This is a genomic window from Exiguobacterium sp. Leaf196 (assembly GCF_001423965.1).
Lineage (GTDB): Bacteria > Bacillota > Bacilli > Exiguobacteriales > Exiguobacteriaceae > Exiguobacterium_A.
On record NZ_LMPV01000001.1, the window covers coordinates 132,379 to 152,695 of the forward strand.

Consider the following 20,317-nt stretch of genomic DNA (forward strand, 5'->3'; position numbering starts at 1 on the left):
AAGGAGCACGAAACCCTTATGAAATTCATCTTCCATCCTGAGATTCGTGATGCGCGAATCAATCTCGCTGTCGAAGAATTCATCTTGAACAACCTGAACGTCAATGAAGAAGACTATTTCTTGTTTTATATCAACGGTCCATCCATCATCGTCGGAAAAAACCAGAACACGAATGAAGAAGTTAATTTGAAGTATGTCGAGGAAAACGGCATCCACGTCGTCCGTCGTCTTTCCGGCGGTGGCGCTGTTTATCATGATGAAGGAAACTTGAACTTCAGTTTCTTGACGAAAGATGACGGTGATTCGTTCAACAACTATAAAAAGTTCACGGAGCCGGTCGTGCAAGCGCTGCATAAACTCGGTGTCGAAGCGGAATTATCTGGACGAAACGATATTCATGTCGGAAGCCGGAAAATCAGCGGGAATGCCCAGTTCACGACAAAAGGACGGATGTTTAGTCATGGTACGCTGATGCTCGATTCGAACATCGAAGAAGTCGTCAATGCGCTTGTCGTCAGTGAAGAGAAGATGCGTTCCAAAGGCATTAAATCGGTTCGGAGTCGTGTCGCAAACATCTCGGAATTCCTGACAGAACCGTTGACGATGGAACAATTCGTCGATCATCTCCTTGCCTCGATCTATGAAGGGAAAGAGATTGAACGGTATATCTTAACTGAAGAAGACTGGGATAAAGTACGTGCCATCTCGGCAGAACGTTATGGCAACTGGGAATGGAATTTCGGAAAATCACCGAAATTCGATGTCATTCAAAAAAAACGTTTCCCGATCGGAACGATTGACTTCCGATTGAATGTCAAAAAAGGCATCATTGAAGAAGCGAAGATTTACGGTGACTTCTTTGGCGTCGAGGACGCGGAAGAAATCGCACGGGCGCTTGAAGGTACACGTTATGATCGCGCGTCTCTTCGCGAAGTGCTCGGTCGGTACGAATTGAAAAAATATTTCGGCGCCATCGAACTTGATGAGGTGCTAGACGTTTTAGCGTAAGTCTTTATGGGAAAACTCCTTCTATCAACAGCATAGGGGGAGTTTTTTTCATGGGCTATAATAAAGATAACTTTTTAGAAGGTTCGTTGACGGACTTTATCGATTTTGAACAGATTTCAAAACAATTACCGAAGACGGAGGACGAACAACCGTTACCTTATTATGAGCGTGATGATTATAAGGCAGCAGGTAAGCTTGAAGGAAAGGTCGCAATCGTCACAGGCGGCAATTCTGGAATTGGTCGTGCTGTCTCGATTGCTTATGTCCGTGAAGGGGCAAAGGTCGTCATTGCTTTCTATGGCGATCAAGAAGGAGCAGAAGAAACGAAGGCGCGTCTTGAAGAATTAGGAGGCGAAGTCCTACTTTCTAAAGGAGATATTGGGGACGCAGACTACTGTGAAACACTTGTTCAAAAAACGATCGACCATTTCGGTCGCTTAGATATCGTCGTCAACAATGCAAGTATGCAAAAACCAGAAGATAGTCTGAAGGATATCACGGATGAGTCGATGGAGAAGACGTTCAAGACAAATATCTTCGGAATGATGCGTCTTGCCCGTGCCGCACTACCGCACCTTTCACTTGGTTCTGCCATCATCAATACAACATCTTCGACAGCATACGAGGGGAACGTATTATTGATCGACTACTCCGCTACTAAAGGAGCAATCGTTAGCTTCACGCGGAGTCTTTCAATGAATCTGGCAAAAGAGGGAATTCGTGTCAACGCCGTCGCGCCTGGTCCGATTTGGACACCACTCATCACGGAGACGTTCCCGGATGAATCAGTCAAGACGTTCGGTAAGAATACACCTATGGATCGCCCAGGGCAACCGGCCGAGATGGCATCTGCTTATGTCTTCCTCGCCTGTAACGATTCAAGTTATATGACAGGACAGGTCCTTCACTTAAATGGTGGTGTCATCGTTAACGGTTAAAAAGAAACTCGGTGAAAACGTTTCCAAAAAGTGTTACACTATCCATACGGTCGCTTTTGACTACGTATGGATTTTTTTTACGTAAAAAATGAATAGTCATTCATTCGAAAGGGGAATTTTGCTCATGCTTGGATTGATTCAATCCGTTGAGGAGACAGCTCGAACACATCCGGACACAACGGCGTATGTGTTTGAGGACACGCAAGTCAGCTATCGTGAGTTCGTCGAGAAGTTTCACCGGGCAGCCGGCGCGCTTGAAGCAAATGGAATTCGAAAGGGCGATCATGTTGCGCTTATCTTAGGGAACAGTCCATCCTTCCTAGTCGCGTACTATGCCATCATGAAACAAGGAGCTATTGCAATTCCAATCAATCCTACATACACGCCGGATGAAATCGGGTATATCCTGATGAACGGTGATGTGAAAGGGATTTTAGGCATTGCTCCGCTTGTCGAAGCTGCAAAAGATCGTCTCGTTCATTTACCGAACCTCAAGATTGTCGTCTCTGTTCCCTATGCGGATCAGGAAGGACCAAACGAAACACATCAACAAGTTACGTTCATCACGCTCGATCGCTGGCTCGAAATCGAACATCCATTGACAGACGTGACGAATGAACTGGATGACATCGCCGTCATTCTCTATACGAGTGGGACGACAGGAAAACCAAAAGGTGCGATGTTATCGCATCGTAATCTGACGTCAAATGCGCGCTCAATCGGAGATTATCTACACGTATCAAGTAAAGACCGGACACTTGCCGTATTACCAATGTTCCATGTCTTTTGTTTGACAGTCGTCATCAATGCTTCGCTCGCACATGGAGCCTCAATCATCATTGCTTCACGGTTTTCACCACAAGAGACGTTTGAGTTAGCGAAAAAAGAACAGGTGACGATTTTTGCAGGCGTGCCAACGATGTATAATTTCTTACTGCAAACCGTGAAGGCACATCCGGAATACGCGACCTATTTTGAGTCAACCCGTCTATTCGTCTCAGGAGGAGCGAGTCTTCCAGTACCACTCCTTGAAGCGTTTGATCAGACATTCCAGTGTCATATCCTCGAAGGATACGGTTTATCGGAAGCATCGCCCGTCACTTGTTTCAATCCGGTCGATGGTGTTCAGAAACCAGGCTCGATCGGTACATCGATCGTCGATGTTGAAAACAAAGTTGTCGATGAACTCGGACAGGAATTACCAGATGGTCAGGTCGGAGAATTGATTGTTCGTGGACCAAACGTCATGACGGGTTATTACAAGATGCCAGAAGAGTCGCAAGCGACGTTACGCGATGGCTGGTTATATACGGGTGATTTGGCTCGTCGTGATGAAGATGGTTATTTCTATATCGTCGATCGCATAAAAGATATGATCATCGTCGGTGGCTATAACGTCTACCCACGTGAGGTCGAAGAAGTGCTCTATCAGCATCCAAATATCATTGAAGCCGCTGTTATCGGCATACCGGACGAGGAGATGGGCGAAGCTGTCAAAGCATTCGTCGTTGTCCGTGAGACGATGACAGAAGAGGAGGCGCGGACATTCTGTGGCACATCACTCGCGAAATACAAATGTCCGACACAGATTGAGTTCATCGATCGATTACCTCGTAATACGACCGGAAAGATTTTACGGACCGTGTTGAAGAAGCAACCGACGAATTCATGAGTGTTTCAAGAACTTCAGGTTTCTGAAGTTCTTTTTCTGTGCATAGACAAGAAGGAGGGGATACGAATGAATATCGCATTGATCGCACATGATGAAAAAAAAGATGAGATGATGGGGTTTACACGAGCTTATGCTGCATTCTTCAAGAAAAATACATTGTATGCGACAGGAACGACCGGGCAACGGATCATGGAAGCGACAGATTTACATGTTCATCGCTGTAAATCTGGACCACTCGGCGGTGATCAAGAAATCGGAGCCCTCGTGGCGCAAGGAAAGATCGATATCGTGATTTTTTTACGCGATCCGCTAACGGCGCAACCGCATGAACCGGACGTCTCCGCACTCATTCGATTATGCGATGTGTACGATCTGCCGCTCGCAACGAATGTCGGAACTGCCGAAATTTTAATCAATGGACTCGAACAAGGACAATTCGATTGGAAGGAGATCATTCGAAAACGTCATGAACTAGAACAAAAAAAGTTTTTAGATGATTAATTTTGTGAGAACGCTTCTCATTTTCGTTTAAGCATGCTATAGTCAGTTTGAGGATGATACTGATTATCAATTGCGATGGAAAAGGTGGCGAAGAAAATGGAGATTCTATTAATGACGGGTGTAACAGTATTGCTAGGAGGCGGCGTTGGATTTTTGACGCACGTCGTGAAAATGGAACGACGTCAACAGGTGGCACCTGCGACTTCAAAGAACGAGCAAGTAGCGTATCCAGCGCTCCGTCTCGTCAAATAATAGAAAATTTATGACTTCGCCTTTCTTTTCTTTTGAAAAGAAAGGTTTTTTTGAATTATTATCCACTCTCCCATAATTTTGCGGAATTCCTTTGATACACTGAAACAAAGCACATTAGTCGAGGAGTGAGAGCCATGCATACAATCTATTTGGTTGATGATGAAGTGAACTTGAATCGTGTACTCGTAAAGTACTTGGAACAAGAAGGTTGGCAGGTTAAATCGTTTACATCTGGTGAGGCAGCTGCTTCTGCGATCGTAGAGAAGCCAGATTTGTGGATTTTAGATATCATGCTACCGGATATGGATGGTTTTCAATTGATTAAGCGAATCAAGGCGCATGATGAAACGACACCCGTCATTTTCATTTCGGCGCGTGATGAGGATATCGATAAGATCATTGGTCTTGAGATGGGATCGGACGATTATATTGCGAAGCCGTTCCTTCCGCGCGAACTGGTCATTCGTGTCAAAAAAATCTTAGCACGTACGTATGCGACACCGAAAAGTGGCGTCATTCAATACGGCGATTATATGATTTATCCTGAGAAACGAATCATCGAGGAGAACGGTCAAGAAATTGATCTAACCTCAAAAGAGTATGATCTACTGATTTTATTTGCGACACAAATCGGGACGCCGATGTCTCGCGAGCAGATTCTCGTCAGTGTCTGGGGTGACGATTATTTCGGTTCGGACCGCGTCGTCGATGATCTTGTCCGTCGTGTCCGTAAAAAATTATCGAAACTGGAACTCGAAACGATCTATGGTATTGGCTATCGCTTGGTGTCTGCATGAAAAATCGCAGTCTCGGATTTCAGATTTGGGCGATGTTTCTGCTCGTCATCGTCACATTATCTGCAGTCATTCTCCTTGTCATCCGCTCATCGATCGGAAATTTCATCGATGAACAGGTCTATTCGACGCTTGAGAATAGTGAGGTCTTCTTCTCGAAGGATGCCTCTGTCATCGAGATGCTACAAGATAATCCGATTGAATTCGATCGTCGAAAACAAGAATCTCGATCAGTTAATATCCTATTGCTATCTAAGAACGGAAAACTTTATTACGGTGGGGCACCGCAACAACTGATCAATCAGATGTACCGTGATGCAATTGATCAAAAAACAGTTACGGCAAAGTATACGACGCGTCTTGATAAAGAAGACGTTTATTATAGTATTCGTAAAATGGAAGAGAGCGGCGAAACCTACTATCGTGTCTCTTACGTCTGGGATGCTTATCGACAAGAACTGATTACACAACTGTTTTCAAAAATCGGCTTCGTCGTCATCATCGGTAGTATCTTTACGTTATTCATTGCCTTCTGGTTGGCGCGTCGTCTAACACATCCGCTCGTCGAAATCGAAAGAGCAGTCGGGAAAATCGCGGCTCAAAAGTGGGATACACCACTTCCGCTCGATCGTGGGGATGAAATCGGTCGACTGGCACGGTCCGTCGATGCGATGCGGATGGATCTTGAAAAGCAGGATAAGGCACAAAAATCGTTGCTTCAAAATATTTCACATGATTTGAAGACGCCAATCATGGTCATTCGAAGTTATGCTCAGTCCATTTCAGATGGGATCTATCCAGATGGTGATTTAACCGGCTCCGTATCGGTCATTGATGAGGAAGCGGAACGATTAGAGAAAAAAGTGGCGGCTCTTCTTTACGTCACGAAGCTCGACTATTTCGAGCTCGATCGTTCTACGTGGGATAATGTCGATATCGATCGGATGATACACCTGCTGAAAAATCGTTTTTCTGGAACGAAGTCACTCGAATGGCATGTTAGTGGAGAAGCGGGAATCGTCCTTGGTGAAGGGGAACAATTACGAGTTGCACTCGAAAACGTCATGGACAACGCGATTCGTTATGCTGAAACACAAATTGACATCCGACTGTCTGGGACAGCGGATCAGGTTCATATCGAAATTGAAAATGATGGACCGCCACTTGATGACTCTTCGCCCTTGTTTCATCAATTTTCACGGGGCAAAGAAGGGAAGTTTGGGCTTGGTCTTTACATTGTCAAAAGGATCGTTGAGCGTCATGATGGTACGGTAGCAATTGAGAATCGCCCTGCGGGAAATGGAGTCGGGAAAGTTTGTGTGATTTTTAATTTCCCACGTCACTTTATTGAACAAGAGGAAAAAAAGCCAGAAGAATTTTAAAAACGGGATCCTAGGATCTCGTTTTTTTCGTTAGGAAATAATCGGTATACTCATGCAGAGTAGAAGGAAGTTTGATATAACCAATATAATTCAGGAAGGGAGTGAAGGAGATGTCATACCCAGTTACGGAAGAAACGTTAGCTTTGATTCCACGATATGGTCAATATGGTGAACCACAGACACTTGTCATCAAGGAGCATTCGGAAAGTATTTTAGAGGGTCATCCGATTAAGTTGATTGAAGAATCCTGTTTATATTTTGGTTCATCGATGCGTGGACGGATCGAAGCAGCGCGACATATTCTTGGTCCGAACCGAAAGACACCTGTTTTAGTAGATTGGCAGGCACAAACGATATTTTTTCCGACGACCGCAAAAGAAAAGGCGGAATGCATTTGGATCAATTTCAAGCAAATGAAGACTGTTCAAAAAAAGTCTGGAAAAGTACAGGTAGAGTTTCAGACAGGTCAATGTATTGATACGGACGCATCCGCATACAGCATCGAACGGCAACGAATCAAAACGTTGGAACTGGCGTATGAAATGCAACGGCGCTTCCAATTGCCGGAGTTTAAGAATCGATGAAAAGTGGAAACACATAACAGGAATCTTACTTATGTAAGGAGAAAGAAGTAGAGAGAGAAATCATAGGGAGGTGAAGCGGTAACTTTTACCGCGACACGATGAATGAATCATATGAATGGTTAAATCGCCGAAAATTGCAGCCTGGATTTGGTGCGACAGGTGGCAGACGCTTTATCAGTTCTCGCATCGTACGTCCGGAAAATACACCGGGTAAACGAATCAAAGGAATCAAACGCGCGCGACAACTAGTCGTCGATGATGCCGGAAATCGCCGTTGGGTCACGAAACGAATCGTTGTGACGGATGCTGCGAAGCATGTCACGATGAATCGTCGAACATCGATCGCCTTAAAAGAGACGAATGAATCGCGACTTGAACAAGTCAAACAAAAACTAGCATCTAATAAAAAAGTCTTACTTCCAATCTTGGCGGCAACAGGAATCGCTGTCGCAGGTGGCGTTCTTGCCTATGTCCTTCGTAGGAAGAAAAAACAATCCGATCAATAAAAAAGAAGCCGTTCTCCAGTTGGGAGGACGGCTTCTTTTATGTCTTAAAGGAATCGTTTCCGTAAAGAAGTCGAAAGTGCTTTGTCTGCGATTTCTTCTAGTTCCGTCAAGTTCGTCGGATCAAAGCTATCATTGTAGAACCGACCTACAAAGTCGACACGGTCGTAATCGAGTTCCTTGAAAATCAAGTGTTTATGATCGTCATAAAAAACGACACGGTAGTAATCAGAACCGCGTTCAAGGGTGACGAGACCTTTGATATGGTCCAATTTTTTTTGTTCTTCGGTTTGTTCTTCTTCGAGTGTATCGTCCTCGTTCGTCGATGCTTCTGCTTGCTCAATCGCATTCTTTACGAGTTCCGGTCGTTGTTCTTGTTCTTCCGTCATGTTATATCGCCTCCATTTATTATTTTACATGGAAATGGACAGATGAGAAAGAAAAATCCCTCAGTCCATCTGGTGTGCTTCGCAAACACGTAAGACATTCGTTGCGCCAATCCGTAATCGCTCGAGGAGTTGGAGTCGCGCTTCTTCATTTGGAATCGTATCAAGAGAAGCTATTTCCATCAGTTCCAACCAACGGATGGCATGCTCTTTTTGAATCGGCAATAGCCGGTGAATCATCGCTAAACTCGTCGGCGGTTGATTCGGATCGCGTGGACCTCCTGTCATTTGGGTCAAGAAGGCGAATTGTGCCTGTTCGACACGGTGTCGATCATCAGGGAATAACGGACGCAATAAGGAATCATGGTAGACTTGATGATAGAACGAATGAATCAAAGAGGTGAGTACTTGCTCGCCTCCAAGCATTTCATAGAGCGACAAAAATCATCACCTGCCTTACATTAGGATGTGTTCTGATTATAGCAAATCCATATCGAAAAGACATGCGTCGAAAACAGTACATTTGTTCTTATTTGTGCGATAATAATGATACATAAAAACGTAGAGGAGGTTTTCTTGATGAACCATATGCACATTGGTCGTGCTGGTAGTGGGAAAACGACACAATTGATTGAGCGCGTCGTACAAGAACTCGAGCAACGACCACTAGGCGAGAAGATGTATTTCATCGTTCCGGATCAGATGTCATTTGAAATGGAGCGTCGGATTGCGACAGATGAACGGATAGCAGGTCTTGTTCGTCTCGAAGTCATGAGTTTACGGCGCTTTGCGTTTCATATTTTACGCGATTACGGAAATCAAGCAATTCCATTTCTCGATGAGACAGGAACACAATTATTACTCCGACAGGTCGTCGAGGAATCAGAAGACGAGTTAAAGATTTTTAAGCGTACGAAAAATATGCCAGGATTTTTCCAAGGACTTGATGAACTCATCGCGTCGTTTAAACGCTCATTGATCGAGCCAGATATGTTGCGTCAAGTGAGTGATCGGTCTCTCGAACGGTCACCAAAATTGAACGACCTTGCGTTGATTTATGAGCGCTTTGCGGAACGAATCGTCGATAAGGCACTCCATGCGGATGATTATTATACGACGTTACTTGAGTTGCTTCCGAAAGCGCGACTGGATCAAGCGACGATCATCGTCGACGGATTTTATGAGTTTTCGCTTCAGGAACAACAAGTACTGCTTGCCTTGATGCAACAAGTGGCTGAAATGCATATTAGTTTTACAATGGACGCGGCGGATCCTTATGCAAAACAAACGTCTTTTGGTGTGTCCCAGCGTTGCTACATGCAGTTGATCGGGCAAATGCAGGAACAATCGATTCCGTACGAAGAAGTCTTGTATGAACAGCCAATCAAATTTCAATCAGAAGGGCTACGGCATTTAGAGCAGGCCTTGTTAAAGCCAGGTTATCCATCTGTCGATCATGACGTTGACGGCTTTCAGATGACAGCTGCAGTCAACCGGCAAGTCGAAGCAGAATCAGCCGTGCGGAAAGCGATTCAACTTGTTCGACAAAAAGGATATCGATTTCATGAAATGGCATTCGTCGTACGACATCTTGAACCGTATGCGGATCACTTGGAACGAGCCTTCCACATGTATGATGTTCCGTATTTCTTGGATCAACGTGAGTCGATGATCCATCATCCGCTCGTTGACTTGATTCAATCTGCTTTAGACATCGTGACATCGGGTTATCGGGAAGAAACGGTCTTTCGTTTACTGAAGACGGAGCTCTTACCGATTCCAGCAGAAGATGCGCGTCTAGCGCTCGATCGTTTCGAGACGTTCGTGCTCGAACGCGGCATCAAAGGGTCGATGTGGCAACAACCGTGGCAATTAAAGCGACGCTTAGCAGAGGAAGTTCGCTTAACGGAAGAGGAAATCGCGCAAGAAGAGGAATTGAATCATCTCCGTACGTTCGTCGTCGACTTGATTGAACCGTTACACCGTCGGTTAAAGCAGGCAAAGACGATGAGCGCGTATACGAAAGGTCTTTATCAATTCCTCGAAGAACAAAAAATTGCAGAACATTTAATGGAATGGCGCAAGCAAGCATTAGAGCAAGATCAGTTACTTGCTGCTCGGGAACATGATCAAGTGTATGAAGCGATTCTTCACCTATTCGAACAGCTAGAAGCTGCTGCGCCTGAGCATACTTTATCAACGGACTTGTTCGTCCAAATGGTCGAGACAGGACTTGAGAGTCTGCGTTTTGCACTTGTCCCCCCATCGCTTGATCAAGTCATTGCGACGGATTATGTGCGTGGACGATTGCAACGAGTGAAAGTCGTCTTTTTACTGGGAGCGAATGATGGTCTGATTCCGTTCGTCCAAGATCAATCGAAGTTACTGTCCGAAAATGATCATGACTTTTTACATGAACATGGTATTCCGGTCGGAAAAGCGTCCCTCGATGTGTTTGATGATGAACTATTTTATCTGTATCAAGGGATGATGGCTCCAAGTGAAGCATTGTATGTCAGTTATGCGCTTGTCGATGAAGAAGGAAAGGCGTTGCAGCCGGCGGCAATCACGAAACAATTGAAGCGGCAACTGTTGCTTGATCGTCCGATCAAAACACAGTTTGCGGAGGCTGGCGAACATGCACCGCAAGAACAACTCGATTTCGTGACGAGTCCCGATCGCGCGGCAGCAGCGACGGCGATTGAACTCCGCCGTTTGCAACGACGTTATCCGATTCAGCCAATTTGGTTTCAAGTATATAATTCACTTCTTGAAAACGGACAAGGACGCGAACGAATGGGTCTATTCTCAAGTGCCTTGTTCTATCAAAATCAAGCGGAAGCGTTACCGGAAGGGTTGGCGCATCGCTTATATGGCGAGTCTCTGCAAGCGAGCGTTTCGCGTTTTGAAACGTATAATGCTTGCTCGTATAAACATTTTGCTCGGTATGGACTTCGTTTACGCGAGCGAAAGCTCTATAAATTCGAAGCGCCGGACATCGGAAATCTGTTCCACGGCGCATTAAATGATCTGTCGCTCAGTATCAAAGCTTCCGGACGGCACTGGCGCGAGCTCGATAGTGAGACATGTGGAACACTTGCGAAGGAAGCTGTTGAAAAGGTGACACCAGAAATCCAGAATGCAATTTTGATGAGCTCAAGTCGATTTGGTTATATCAAGAAAAAGTTGACGGATGTCGTCGAACAGACCGCTAAGATGCTCGTCGAGCAGGCGAAGCGAACGGATTTTGAACCAGATCTATTTGAAATCAGTTTTGGGAATGCGACGTTTCCACCATTACGCTTTACGCTACCAGACGGAACGGAAATTGAATTCACAGGACGCATTGACCGTATTGATCAGGCGATGATCGGTGACCAGTTATACGTCCGTATCATAGATTATAAGTCGAGTGCACGAGGACTAGATTTTGCGGAAATCTATTACGGACTCGCCATACAGATGTTGCTGTATTTGAAAACAGTCGTGGAACAGTCAGAGTTGCTGTATCAACAGCAGGCAAAACCTGCTGGTGCGCTGTATTTCCATGTTAAAAATCCGATGCTACGAGGCGATTTATCTGCTGATGAAGCAGAACGTAATCGACTATTACTCGAGTCCTATCAGATGCAAGGCGTCATTCTCGAGAATGATGAGGTACTGCGAGCGATGGATCATATTGCATACGATGAACGAAAAAAATCCCCACTCGTCAAAGTGACCTTCACGAAAAATGGACTGCATAAATCACAGACGAAGGGTGTTGTACAAGAGGCAGATTTATCGGCACTGATGGATCATGCGTGGGAGGCATTAAAAGACAGCAGTCAAGATATCTATGATGGGGATATTGCAATCAATCCATTCGATTATCAGGAACGGACACCGTGTAGTTTCTGCGAATATCGTTCAGTCTGTCAATTCGATGAATCACTCGGAAATCAATATCGTCCATTAAAACCGATGTCTGAAAAAGAGGTACTGGAACGATTGAAGGAGGATGAAGAATGAGCGTGCGTTGGACGGAAGAACAACAACAAGCCATTTCAGCAAGGGGAGGACATATCTTAGTCTCAGCAGCTGCTGGATCAGGGAAAACAGCTGTCCTCGTCGAACGGCTGACGCAACGATTGATCGATCCCGAAGATGAGTTGTCGGCGGATCGGATTCTTGTTGCTACCTTTACGAATGCAGCAGCGCGTGAGATGAAAACGCGAGTCATTGAGGTCATGGATCAGCGTATCAAAGAGGCACCGGATGATCTGTATCTAAAAAAACAACGTCAATTAATGAACCGGGCACAAATTACGACGATCCATTCATTCTGTCTATCGATTCTACGTGAGAATTATTATCGGATCGGTTTGGATCCGGCGTTTCGGATTGCTGACGAATCTGAACTGTTATTACTGCAAGATGATGTCTTAGAAGCGGTCTTTGAGTCGTTCTATGCCTCTGAGGATCCAGGATTCTATGATTTGATCGATAGTTATACATCAGATCGGGACGATCAAGCGATGCTTTCGCTGATTTCAAATCTCTACCGTTTTTCTCGATCCTTACCTGATCCGGAAGCGTTTTATGCGCATTTAATCAATCAGTACGATCAACCAATCGATCCGGATGAGTCTCCGCTCATGCAACGATTGGTCGAACTGGAATGGGAGACGTTGTCGAATCTACTAGGACGTTATCGAGAACTTGCTTTTGAATTGGAACAGTCCGGGTATACGGAAATGGGACAGATGATGCGACAGGATATCGCTCCTTTTGGAGTACTTGAAACGTCAGTACGGCAATGGTCGATGGTTGCTCTTGCGTTTCAAGCAGTAGAATTCGGTCGTTGGAAAAGTCCGCGCGGAGATGAAGGCATCAAACCGTTCCAGACAGAGCGGACACGACTCGTTGCAGAATTCAAGAAAATGAAAGAACTGTTTGTTCAAAAAACAGGTGTCGATTACTTGGAGGATTTACGATCACAGCTCCGACATGTAGAAACGATTGTTACACTCGTGCGTCAATTCGCAAATGATTATCTCGAAGCGAAACAACAACGTGGAATTGTTGATTTTTCGGATCTTGAACATTTTGCATTAGAGATCTTGACGGAAGAGGGACAACCGTCGGATGTGGCAAAACTTCTAAAAGAACGCTTCGTTGAGGTACTGGTCGACGAATACCAAGATACGAATGAAGTCCAGGAACGCATCATTCAACTGGTTTCGAAAACGGACGAGGCAACAGGGAATCTATTCATGGTCGGTGATGTCAAACAGTCCATTTACAAATTTCGACATGCAGAACCAGGATTGTTCCTGGAGAAATTCAAACGATTCCAGCAGACCGACGTCGGAACACGCATCGATTTAACAAAGAACTTCCGCAGTCGCCTCGAGGTGTTGGATGGAACGAATCAAATCTTCCGCCAAGTCATGGATGAGACAGTCGGAGAAATTGATTACGATGAAGCGGCGCACCTTCGACTCGGTAATATAAGTTATTTAGAATCAGAGCAAGTCGACCCTGAATTACTCTTGATTGATCCGCTTGATAGTGAAAAAGAAGAAGTTGAAGCACGAGCGATTGCAACACGAATTCTAGAACTCGTCGACTCTAAACATCCACATCTGATTTACGATGCGAAATCGAACCGATTCCGGACATGCGAATACCGTGACATCGTCGTCTTGGCCCGTTCGCGCGGCAAGCGTGTTCAGGCACTCGTTGAAGTACTCGAACAGTATGAGATTCCGGTCTATGCAGATACGACGGGCGGATATTTCCAAGCGACGGAAATTCAAATCATGATGGCGTTACTCAAGACAATCGATAATCCACTTCAAGATATCCCGTTCGCCAGTCTGTTACGATCGCCGATTTTCGGTGTGGCGGATCGTGATCTAGGGCGGATTCGAGCAAAACAAAAAGAAGGAAGCTTTTATGAGGCGGCACTCGCGATGGCGACAGAGGAATCAGCACTTGGTATTCGAATAGACGAGATCATCCGTCAGATTCAAGCATGGCGAACCGAAGCACGTGGGAGTGCGCTTCCTGCCTTCATTCGATCATTGTTTGATCAGACTGGCTATTTTGAGTATGTCGGCTGTCTCGCTGGAGGCAGAAGTCGTCAAGCTAACTTAAATGCCTTATATGAGCGGGCAAAGCAATATGAGACGTCCGGTTATCGTGGGCTATATCGTTTTCTACGCCTGATCAATCGGTTGATCGAACGAGGAGAAGACTTCGCAGAAGCCCGTTCGCTTGGAGAAGACGAGGACGTCGTTCGAATCATGACGATCCACCAATCAAAAGGACTCGAGTTCCCCGTGACGATTGTCAGCCAATTGACGAAGCAATTCAACAAACAGGATCAAATGCAGGCCATTCAGTTGCATAAGACGTATGGCATTGCTCTAGACGCCATTGATCCGATTCGTCGTTTGCGATCTGGAACGCTATTGAAGGAAGTCATCCGTCGGGAAATGGATCGCGAGATGAAGGCAGAAGAGATGCGCGTCTTGTATGTTGCGATGACTCGAGCGAAGGAAAAATTGATTCTCGTCGGGACAGTCAAGGATTTAGAAGATCAAATGGTGGCCTGGCAGATGACGCCACTCGACGAAGTCTTACTACCTGAAAATGACCGGCGCCAAGCGAAGAGTTATGCGGAATGGGTCGTTCCGGCAGTCTTACGCAGTAGTTTACTACGTCCGGATGAGACGAACTGGTCGATTCGCATGATGTCTTTAGAGGAGTTAGCACCGTATCAAGAAATCTCAACACTCGTGGAGCAACTCGAACACGTCCAAAAGCTTGAAAAAATTGATGTGCCCGTCAATACGCACGTCAAAGAAATCGTTGAATCGGCATTTTCGTATCAGTATCCGCATCTACTCGCGACAGAGACGGCAGCGAAACAGACCGTTACGGAACTGAAGCGCGCGGAACAGTTGGAACGCGCAGCATTTGAAACGACGTATCGCCAGACGACGTATTACCGAACGCCACAATTCCTTGGACCTGTACTTAGTGGAGCGGAACGAGGAACGGTCCTACACCTAGCGATGCAATTATACAAACCGGATACAGCGATTTCAGAACAGATCGATCAATGGGAAACGATGGAACGAATCACACCTATCGAAGCGACGACGATGCGGGAAGCAACACCACAGTTGCAAGAGTTCCTAGACTCCGAGATCGGACAATTGTTCAGCAAACGACTACGGACAAACCACGTCTATCGAGAGTTACCGTTTACGTATAAAATCGGAGCATCACGTTTTCGGAAAGACTGGACGGGTCCAGTGGATGACGCAGTCATGCAGGGAATCGTCGACTGCTTGATTCAGGATGGGGAGTCATATATCTTACTCGACTATAAATCGGATCAAATCGTTACGACGGAAGTCGGACAGACACCTGCTGATGTGTTACGTGAACGGTATGCGACTCAATTGAATCTATACCAAGAAGCATTAGAAGCTATTCTTCATATTCGAATCTCGCGGAAAGTCATTTATGCTTTTGCTTTAGGAGAAACGATTGATTTAGTTTAATTTTACGACTGAGACCTCTCTTGTCCTCCTACTTCAGGTAGAGGCGAGGGAGGTTTTAGTATAGTTCGAAAGAGGGATGAGGAATAAAGGAATAAAATCAAGGTATGGAGTGATTTCCGTTTCTTATTGTGAAAAAACTGTGTAAAATAAAGAAGATATGTCACTTTAATGATGGATAATTTTGGGAGGTTTTAATAGATGGCACGTATTTTATTAGCAGAAGATGAAGATGTCTTACGTATGTTGGTACTTGATACACTAGAAGATGAAGGATATACGATTGATGAAGCGACGGACGGAGACGAGGCATATCAAAAAATCATGAACACGGAATATGACCTCGTTCTGTTGGATTACATGATGCCTGGGATGACAGGAATCGAAGTCATCGAAAAAGTTCGACAACATCCAGATAAGCAACACTTGAAAATTATGATGTTGACCGCTAAAAGTCAACAATCTGATCGAGAGCGCGCGGAAGAAATCGGTGCAAACTACTTCTTTTCGAAACCCTTTAGTCCTCTTGAGTTGATTGATGTAGTAGGAGGAATATTGAGTGATCACCAAGTGGATTAATCGAAAAATCGGACGCCAACTTATGGCATCCTTTTATGTCGTATTAGCTACATTGATGATTTCATCATTGATCGTCTACAACTACACGGATACGAAATTGCAAGCGACACGGGCGAAATTAGAAGACATCCGAGATCGCAGTGCACGCGCAGGGGCTCTATGGGAAGAATGGCAGGATGTTCAATTCAACATGCGTGGCTATGCCTTGATGGGAAATGAAGAATTGTATACCCAAGTCATGGCTCAACAAGATAAGATTGCTCAGCAAACGGATTGGTTCGAAAAAAATGCAATCTACGATCAAGGAAAGGCATTCGCCCAGTCCTCGAGAGAACTATATCAATACTATTTCGATGCAATCTTGCCGCTTGTTCAATCCTATGTCAAAGCGAAAGAGTCAGGAGATATTACAGAATCCTTCTTGAAAGGAACGACGCTAGCTGAATTGCCACTCGGTCAAAAGTTGTTAACTGAAGGAAAGATTCAGTTAGATAGTCAAGGAAACATCGATGTATTATCAGAGATTAATAAAAGTGAACTGGCACTCGGCGGTTATCGTGAATTTTTGGAAGATTGGGCACAACGGACAAGTGATCAATTGGAGCAGGAAATCCGAACGACGCAACTGATTTGGTTAGCGAATATCGTCGTTTTGATCGCTGTTTTGATCTTCTTCATCTATCCATTCATTCGTCGCATCACGATTGAATTATTGTCTCTCGTGAAGAACAGTCAACGGCTTGCGAATGGTGAAGATGTTTCAAGCGTCAAAGTACCGAATCGTAAAGATGAGATTGGTATTTTAGCACTATCGTTTAATCAGATGGCAAGTTCGATTTCTGAGAATAAACAGCATCTATTGGCAAAAAATGAAGAGTTGCAAGCCCAGCAGGAAGAATTACAAGCGCAGCAAGAAGAATTGCAAGCACAACAACAGGAACTTGAAGAAGCATTGGAACTGACGATGCGCAATGAACAACACCTTCAGTACCGGAATGATCTGACAGAGACGCTCGCGGCACGTGAATCGTTGACCGCTTATCCGGAAATCATCGAGAAGCTCGTCACGATCACGGATTCTGAAATTGGTGCATTAGTATTCGTCGATGAGGAAGAGAGTTATTCCGTCGTCACCTATGGTATGACGGATGAACTGGCAGAGCAGTTACTTCAAAACGATGCGTCACTGTTAAAACGAGCAGAATCACTCAAGACACCAGTTCACTCCTCTAAACAAGTCGTGAGCAATCATCCGTTACCGTACCCGTACTATATGTATGAAACGGCTGTGCCGATTCTCGATCCAACCGCAGATGATATCATCGCGTATATCTATCTGGTCCGTTACCGCGATCAGTTTACGAATGAACAGATGCGGGATGTCATGTCCTTCTCTCGTCAATTGTCGTTATCCCTTCTCCGGATGCGTTTGTTTGACGAGATGACGAGAGAAAAAACGAAAACGGAACGGATTCTCGATTCAATTCGTGAAGCGGTCATCTATCTTGAGCCAGGGAAAGAAGAGGTTTTCGTCAATCGACCACTGTACGATCTATTCCCGGAACTGCGATATGGTGTCCAGGCGGAACAAGAAACACTTCAAACATGCTTAGAAGTCATTCAATCCGTCGTCGATGAACCGGAAAACTTCAGTCGATATGTTGATTCAGTTCTTCGTGGAGAATTACCGACAGATAGTCTACAGTTCTCGATTAGAAACGAAACGGTATTCATTCAATTTTATGTCGAGGTGATTCACATTCATCAGGTGCATAAAGGAACGATGCTTGTCATGCGGGATGTGACGAAAGAAACCGAAATGGATCGTTTGAAATCAGAACTCGTTTCGACTGTATCTCATGAACTTCGAACACCGCTTTCTTCGATTTATGGTTTTACAGAGCTCATGCTCAATCGAGATATTGAAGAATCGCGCCAAGATCGATACTTACGGACGATCCATTCCGAAACAGAACGTCTTGCGAATCTCGTCAACGATTTCTTAGACGTCCAGCGCATGGAGTCAGGTACACAATCGTACAAAAAGACATCTGTGAACATTCATGCGATTGCTGAAGAAACGACACACTTTTATGCGGCTTCGACACAAGCCCACCGGATTACGTTCCGTCACGAAGGAAATCAGTTGCCTGTCATTGAAGCAGATGAAGAAAAAATCAGACAGTTACTCAATAATTTATTGAATAATGCGGTGAAATACTCACCATCTGGTGGTGCGATTGATGTCGTACTCACGACATCACGTGATCAAGTCATTCTTCAAGTTCGGGATGAGGGAATCGGGATTCCGAAACAATCACTCAGTCGTCTATTCGAAAAGTTTTACCGCGTCGATAACTCGGATAGTCGGAAAATCGGTGGTACGGGCCTTGGTCTAGCCATCTGTAAAGAAATCGTCACCGGTCATGGGGGAGAAATTCATGTGGAATCGGTCGTAAGAGAAGGGAGTCTTTTCACTGTCAAATTCCCACTCGTTCAGTCCACACATGTGACAATCTCCTGAATAAACCATATAGCAACAAAATAACACTAGGTGTTCGTACGGAAATCAGATACGATGAAATAGGAAAAGAAAGGAGGAAATGAAATGCCAATCACAGCATTCGTTCACACACACGTCTTACTTTGGGTACTTTTATTGGTTACGTTCTTCGTCGCGTTTTCGATGTACAAGAACAATAAGAAAGCCGCAAAAGGCATTCATATGGCGTTCCGTCTTCTGCTTTTATTGACGTTCGCGACAGGTCTTTACCTGTACATTAAAATCATGGGGGTGTCTGAAAATCCAGATCCACTCTACCATGCGAAGATCACAGCAGGTCTTTTGACGCTCATCTTCGGAGAATTGACACTCGTTCGTGTCAAAAAAGGAAAAGCCTATTCCGGTTTCGTCATCGGATTCATCGTGCTTGTCCTTGTGACAGTATTCCTTGGCTATTCGCTTCCATACGGTATGAAGTTTTTCTGATTTTATGCGAAATCAAAGAGTCCTTTTCGACCTTTTGGGTCGAAAGGACTCTTTTTGTCGTGTCTGCTAGTAATTTTTGTTTACAAGTGGTTGTTATTTGGGAAAAGGGATGTATTACACAGTAGAGAGGGGAACGCTTGTGGCACAGTTGAAGGAATGGACGAAGGTCTTCCGGGCACGGAAATGGATGAAACGCGCAGAACCGGTGTTACCACTCTGGCATGGATACATCGGTTATAAATATGGGTTATTCGATGCTCTTCAATCGGGAGCGACGCAGGCGGAAGCGCAACTACGGATGCGACGTCCGCTGACACAGGAAGCGTTATCCCGCTGGTTTGAGGTTGGCGTAGCTGTCGGTCATTTAAAGAAAAAAGATTTACGTTATACGGCGACGCGTCATGTATTGCCAGAACTTTCTCAATCAGACGATCGTAGTATCGGTTTTATGTTATCTGAGATGATGGAGCTACATTTACCCGCCTTGTTCTCTTATCCACAATTCCTAGAAGAGGGGCAACAGAAAGTCTTTAATGGAGAAGAACATGGCGACATCGTTGCCGAAACGTCGGCACTTGTCGAGACCGTTGCTTTCCCGGCTGTACGTCATATCATTCGAAGTCGCAATCTGACATCACTGCTCGATATCGGCTGTGCCTATGGCGGTTATCTTCGCAAAATTCATGAAGCGTTACCTGAATTGCGGCTCGCTGGAATCGATATTGAAGAGTCGGTCATCGCCGAAGCGAGACGACGAGATACGAGTGGAGAGATTGACTTCGTCGTCGGAGACATCAAAACGTTTGACGTAAAAGAAACGTATGATGGTGTCATGATGAATAATATTTTGTATTACTTCCCACAACCGGAACGTCTTGCTTTACTAAAAGGGGTACGCCGTTTCGTCAAAGATGATGGAACAGTCATTCTCGTCACTCCACTTCGTGACAGTTCACATGGTGCACCGTTCTCAGCAGCATTCAATGCCTTTATGACACTGCATGAGAATTTGTATCCATTACCAAGCCAGGAAGAATTGAAAGAAGATTTATCGAAAGCTGGGTTTGGAAATATTTCGATCACACCATTCTTAAAAGAAGGTGCTTGGTATATCGTGACTGCAAACGCCACTTCCTAAGCGAAGTCTGGCGTTTTTACAGTTGGAAGACAGTT

17 protein-coding genes are annotated in these 20,317 nt (G+C 45.0%); 15 read left to right on the forward strand and 2 right to left on the reverse strand.

Features of this window, described 5'->3' with window-relative positions:
- The first annotated feature begins 18 nt into the window (after positions 1-18).
- The 9 genes from ASG02_RS00785 to ASG02_RS00820 all read left to right on the forward strand — a co-directional run bounded on the left by ASG02_RS00785 (position 19) and on the right by ASG02_RS00820 (position 7,637).
- A complete protein-coding gene (locus ASG02_RS00785) occupies positions 19-1,008 on the forward strand; it encodes a lipoate--protein ligase (protein WP_056059998.1) in 990 nt (329 codons plus the stop codon).
- A gap of 50 nt (positions 1,009-1,058) precedes the next feature.
- Complete coding sequence (locus ASG02_RS00790; RefSeq protein WP_056060001.1) at positions 1,059-1,946, forward strand: SDR family oxidoreductase; 888 nt, start codon at positions 1,059-1,061, stop codon at positions 1,944-1,946.
- Between the two features lie 124 nt (positions 1,947-2,070).
- Positions 2,071-3,618 carry a fatty acid--CoA ligase family protein gene (locus ASG02_RS00795; protein ID WP_056060004.1) on the forward strand — a complete coding sequence of 516 codons (1,548 nt, stop codon included), beginning with the start codon at positions 2,071-2,073 and terminating at the stop codon, positions 3,616-3,618.
- Positions 3,619-3,684: 66 nt separating this feature from the next.
- Positions 3,685-4,119, forward strand: a complete 435-nt coding sequence (mgsA, locus tag ASG02_RS00800) for a methylglyoxal synthase (RefSeq protein WP_029340960.1) — start codon at positions 3,685-3,687, stop codon at positions 4,117-4,119.
- Between the two features lie 96 nt (positions 4,120-4,215).
- Complete coding sequence (locus ASG02_RS15670; RefSeq protein WP_197026224.1) at positions 4,216-4,371, forward strand: hypothetical protein; 156 nt, start codon at positions 4,216-4,218, stop codon at positions 4,369-4,371.
- Positions 4,372-4,505: 134 nt separating this feature from the next.
- Positions 4,506-5,168: a response regulator transcription factor gene (locus ASG02_RS00805; RefSeq protein WP_023467381.1), complete on the forward strand. Its 663-nt coding sequence runs from the start codon at positions 4,506-4,508 to the stop codon at positions 5,166-5,168.
- Positions 5,165-6,547 carry a HAMP domain-containing sensor histidine kinase gene (locus ASG02_RS00810; RefSeq protein ID WP_035409370.1) on the forward strand — a complete coding sequence of 461 codons (1,383 nt, stop codon included), beginning with the start codon at positions 5,165-5,167 and terminating at the stop codon, positions 6,545-6,547. The genes ASG02_RS00805 and ASG02_RS00810 overlap by 4 nt, the downstream gene beginning before the upstream one ends.
- Before the next feature lie 110 nt (positions 6,548-6,657).
- Positions 6,658-7,131 carry a competence protein ComK gene (locus ASG02_RS00815; protein ID WP_035409368.1) on the forward strand — a complete coding sequence of 158 codons (474 nt, stop codon included), beginning with the start codon at positions 6,658-6,660 and terminating at the stop codon, positions 7,129-7,131.
- 98 nt (positions 7,132-7,229) lie between these two features.
- Entirely contained in the window at positions 7,230-7,637 is a 408-nt protein-coding gene (locus ASG02_RS00820; RefSeq protein ID WP_023467385.1) for a hypothetical protein, read from the forward strand.
- 44 nt (positions 7,638-7,681) lie between these two features.
- Here ASG02_RS00820 and ASG02_RS00825 read toward each other — a convergent pair whose 3' ends face one another.
- Together ASG02_RS00825 and ASG02_RS00830 are read right to left on the reverse strand one after the other, a co-directional pair.
- On the reverse strand, positions 7,682-8,023 hold the full coding sequence (locus ASG02_RS00825) for a hypothetical protein (RefSeq protein WP_029340963.1): 342 nt from the start codon (positions 8,021-8,023) through the stop codon (positions 7,682-7,684).
- A gap of 60 nt (positions 8,024-8,083) precedes the next feature.
- Positions 8,084-8,461: a truncated hemoglobin gene (locus ASG02_RS00830; protein ID WP_231496881.1), complete on the reverse strand. Its 378-nt coding sequence runs from the start codon at positions 8,459-8,461 to the stop codon at positions 8,084-8,086.
- 138 nt (positions 8,462-8,599) lie between these two features.
- Between ASG02_RS00830 and addB the strand changes: the two genes are divergently transcribed.
- The 6 genes from addB (at position 8,600) to ASG02_RS00860 (ending at position 20,282) form a co-directional block, all read left to right on the forward strand.
- Positions 8,600-12,031: a helicase-exonuclease AddAB subunit AddB gene (gene addB, locus ASG02_RS00835; protein ID WP_056060007.1), complete on the forward strand. Its 3,432-nt coding sequence runs from the start codon at positions 8,600-8,602 to the stop codon at positions 12,029-12,031.
- Entirely contained in the window at positions 12,028-15,579 is a 3,552-nt protein-coding gene (gene addA, locus ASG02_RS00840; RefSeq protein ID WP_056060009.1) for a helicase-exonuclease AddAB subunit AddA, read from the forward strand. The genes addB and addA overlap by 4 nt, the downstream gene beginning before the upstream one ends.
- A 198-nt stretch (positions 15,580-15,777) precedes the next feature.
- Positions 15,778-16,155, forward strand: a complete 378-nt coding sequence (locus ASG02_RS00845) for a response regulator (protein ID WP_035409361.1) — start codon at positions 15,778-15,780, stop codon at positions 16,153-16,155.
- The gene (locus ASG02_RS00850; protein ID WP_082478636.1) at positions 16,136-18,679 is read left to right on the forward strand and encodes a sensor histidine kinase; all 2,544 of its coding nucleotides are present in this window, start codon (positions 16,136-16,138) and stop codon (positions 18,677-18,679) included. The genes ASG02_RS00845 and ASG02_RS00850 overlap by 20 nt, the downstream gene beginning before the upstream one ends.
- An 84-nt stretch (positions 18,680-18,763) precedes the next feature.
- Positions 18,764-19,144 carry a DUF1516 family protein gene (locus ASG02_RS00855; RefSeq protein WP_056060012.1) on the forward strand — a complete coding sequence of 127 codons (381 nt, stop codon included), beginning with the start codon at positions 18,764-18,766 and terminating at the stop codon, positions 19,142-19,144.
- 139 nt (positions 19,145-19,283) lie between these two features.
- Positions 19,284-20,282 carry a trans-aconitate 2-methyltransferase gene (locus ASG02_RS00860; protein ID WP_035409355.1) on the forward strand — a complete coding sequence of 333 codons (999 nt, stop codon included), beginning with the start codon at positions 19,284-19,286 and terminating at the stop codon, positions 20,280-20,282.
- The last annotated feature ends 35 nt before the right edge of the window (positions 20,283-20,317 follow it).